General features: G+C 47.8%; 2 protein-coding genes. Both read right to left on the bottom strand.

Features of this window, described 5'->3' with window-relative positions:
- Window positions 1-104 precede the first annotated feature (104 nt).
- Window positions 105-749 (bottom strand): Uma2 family endonuclease, encoded by a 645-nt coding sequence (locus QT974_RS25125; RefSeq protein WP_333471129.1) that lies wholly within the window; start codon window positions 747-749, stop codon window positions 105-107.
- A 267-nt stretch (window positions 750-1,016) separates the two neighbouring features.
- The gene (gene fusA / locus QT974_RS25120; RefSeq protein ID WP_333471128.1) at window positions 1,017-3,101 is read right to left on the bottom strand and encodes an elongation factor G; all 2,085 of its coding nucleotides are present in this window, start codon (window positions 3,099-3,101) and stop codon (window positions 1,017-1,019) included.
- Window positions 3,102-3,440 lie beyond the last annotated feature (339 nt).

The raw sequence follows: 3,440 nt of genomic DNA, 5'->3' as shown, positions 1-3,440 counted from the left end.
CTGACATCTGCGGTTTCTGTATCGATCGAAGACTTATGCAATTCAAGTCTATTATTAATTGTATGTTAGCAAACATTATATTGATTGACGGGCGATCGCCTCCTTCACTCCCCTGACTGAATTTGACTCCTCACCCACTCCCGGAACAACCGCAGCAAAGCCTTTTCTTTTGTAGTCTGTTTCAATTCCAAAAACCGCAGCATTTCAGACTTCAACAGAAAAGGAAAAGTGGGAGAAACCTCGGACTCTGCGTATTCATTGCCTTCTAACTGATAGATGATTAAACTATTGCCATCGTAGCGCCAAACTTCAGGTACACCCAAACTTGCGTAAATTTCAAGACGATCGATCGAACTGCTGGTAATATCAATTTCAATAGCTAAATCTGGTGGTGGATCTTGATTGAGATCGATTTGTTCTTTATTCCAGACAACATCTTCATTCTGAATGTAGTAACATTTATCAGGTTCTAACCCCCGTGCCAAATCTTGGCGCTTGCAGGTTAGTGAACCTAAGCTGCAAATGTCAAGATTTAATTCATCAGTTAGAACTTGTACAAAATTTCCTAAGAGTTCTCCTGATTTTTCATGGGGTGCTGAGGGAGTCATGATTTCTAATTTACCGCGATCGTAATTCAAACGAATTCCCGGCTGTTGGGCTAGCTCGTTCACCAGGGATTCGTAGGTTTTCCAGCTAATGTTTTTTAGCAGAATTCCGGTTGTTGGAGTTTGAACCAGGGTGGCTGTCATGGCTAACTGCCTCGGTTTTAAATTATTAATTGTATGTTAGCAAATATGATACTTGACTTATTTCATAAATCTGCGATCGCCCTTACGATACCCTCGATTAACGCAAATCAACGCAGATTTTTTTAAGAGTCCTGGAAGCACCAATATTAAAGAAACCGGGTTTTTCACCTAATCTCGTCGCTGCCGCGAAGGATGTTCGTGAAAAAACCCGGTTTCTGGTTACTTGTTCGTAGAGTACGATCGCACTATTCGATCGCACTTAACACACTACTTAGCAGCTTGACGCTCTTTCGCATCCTTAATCACTTCCTCAGCGATATTGCTCGGACAAGGAGCATAGTGCGAGAAAGACATCGAAAACTGACCGCGCCCAGAAGTCATGGTACGCAAATCGCCAATGTAGCCAAACATTTCGCTCAAGGGTACATCAGCCTTGATCCGCGCGCCTGTTTGTCCGGTTTCCTGAGATTTCATCATCCCCCGGCGGCGGTTGAGGTCGCCGATGACATCGCCCATGTGATCGTCTGGGGTGAAGACATCGACATTCATGATCGGTTCCAGCAACTGAGGCCCAGCCTTGGGTACAGATTGGCGGTAGGCGGCTTTGGCTGCAATTTCAAAGGCCATTGCTGAAGAGTCAACCGGGTGGAAACCTCCATCAACCAGGGTGAATTTCAAGTCTAAGCAGGGGAAACCAGCCAAGACGCCCACATCGATGCAGCTTTGGAAGCCTTTTTGCACGGCTGGCCAATACTCTCTCGGTACGCTACCGCCAGTTACTTTTGACTCGAACACGAAGCCGCTACCCACTTCACCAGGCTCGACGATATAGCCGATTTTCGCAAATTGACCTGAACCACCAGATTGTTTCTTGTGGACGTAGTTGTCTTCGAGGCGCTTGGTGATTGACTCGCGGTAAGCTACCTGCGGTTCGCCAACTTCTACTTCCACGCCGTGGGTGCGTCGCAGAATGTCCACTTTGATGTCGAGGTGCAGTTCGCCCATGCCCTTGAGGATGGTTTCGCCACTTTCTTCGTCTGTCACCATGTGGAAAGATGGGTCTTCTTGTACCATCTTGGTGAGCGCTGCTCCCATTTTTTCTTCGCCTCCTTTGAGTTTCGGTTTGACCGAAATGGAGATGACTGGTTCTGGGAAAACCATTGGCTCGAGGGTTGCGGGATTTTTGGGGTCGCAGATGGTGTGTCCGGTGCGGACGTTTTTCATACCTACGATCGCAATAATATCGCCGGCTTGAGCTGAGTCAATTTCTTCGCGGGAGTTGGCGTGCATTTCTACCAAACGGCTGATGCGCTCGGTTTTGCCTGTGGCGGTGTTGAGTACGGTGTCGCCTTTGGATATCCTACCGGAGTACAAGCGCGTGAAGGTTAAAGCTCCGAAGCGATCGTCCATAATTTTAAATGCCAGGGCGCGCAATGGGCCTTCTGGATCGACGATCGCAAAATTACCGGTTTCCTCACCATCGAGATCCACCTCTGGCTGTGGTAATACTTCCATGGGGTTCGGCAGGTAGTCAACCACTGCATCGAGTACCAACTGCACGCACTTATTTTTAAAGGATGAGCCGCAGTAGGTCGGGAAAAATGCCAAATCGCGGGTGCCCTTGCGGATGCACCGCTTGAGGTCTTCGATGCTCGGCTCGTTTCCTTCGAGGTACTGTTCCATCAGGTTATCGTCCTGCTCGACGGCCAGTTCGATCAACTGTTCGCGGTATTTTTCGACATCATCCACCATATCGGCTGGAACTTCTTGGATTGTGTAGCCCATCGGATCGCCAGAATCATCCCAGATCCAGGCTTTGCGGGTCAGCAAATCGACGGCGCCACAAAATTTGTCTTCTATGCCGATCGGCAAAACCATTACCATTGGTTTAGCTGCGAGGACTTTATCAACTTGCTTGACAACTCGGTAAAAATCTGCGCCCGTGCGATCGAGCTTATTGATGTAGATGATACGAGCAACTTTAGAATCGTTAGCGTAGCGCCAGTTGGTTTCCGATTGCGGTTCAACTCCACCGGAACCGCAGAATACACCGACGCCACCATCGAGAACCTTCAGCGAACGGTAAACCTCGATCGTAAAATCGACGTGTCCGGGAGTATCGATAATGTTGAGCTGATGCTCGTTCCAGAAGCAGGTAGTAGCAGCGGATTGAATCGTAATCCCGCGCTCTTGCTCCTGTTCCATGAAGTCAGTCGTCGCCGCGCCTTCGTGAACTTCACCTATTTTGTGGATTTTGCCTGTCAGTTTCAGGATTCTTTCAGTTGTGGTGGTTTTGCCAGCATCCACGTGGGCGAAGATGCCAATATTTCGATAACGAGTCAGATCTTTCATAATTACTGTTGAGATTAAATGCGACGAACCGTCGGCGACCAACTGCAAGCTTGACAAGCGAGGAATTAATTCTGCCTTACCAGCCAGTACGGGCTGGATTTCCTTTTCCCTGTTTTTGGCAGGACTATCTTAATTTTGACACTTATGGGTCATTCCTGGGAAGGATTCTTGGGTTAATAAGTGCCAGAACCATGATAATTCATAAAAATAACCCAGACAAAGCTGAAAAACCCTGTTTTTTTGGTCGGAGAATACCGGGCGGTTGAAACCGCGTCTATACAAAGAAAACCTGCCTCCGCAGGTTTCCGAGGGGGCGATTTAAATTGCGTTATTTTATTC

This window comes from Microcoleus sp. BM001215392 (assembly GCF_036700185.1).
GTDB lineage: Bacteria > Cyanobacteriota > Cyanobacteriia > Cyanobacteriales > Microcoleaceae > Microcoleus.
Note: the sequence above shows the minus strand (reverse complement) of the source record. Positions and strands in the feature narration are given on the sequence as shown.

Bases quoted from the DNA above. Each gene is read 5' to 3' on its own strand.
- QT974_RS25125 (WP_333471129.1), bottom strand. From the start codon at position 749: ATGACAGCCACCCTGGTTCAAACTCCAACAACCGGAATTCTGCTAAAA.
- fusA (WP_333471128.1), bottom strand. From the start codon at position 3,101: ATGAAAGATCTGACTCGTTATCGAAATATTGGCATCTTCGCCCACGTG.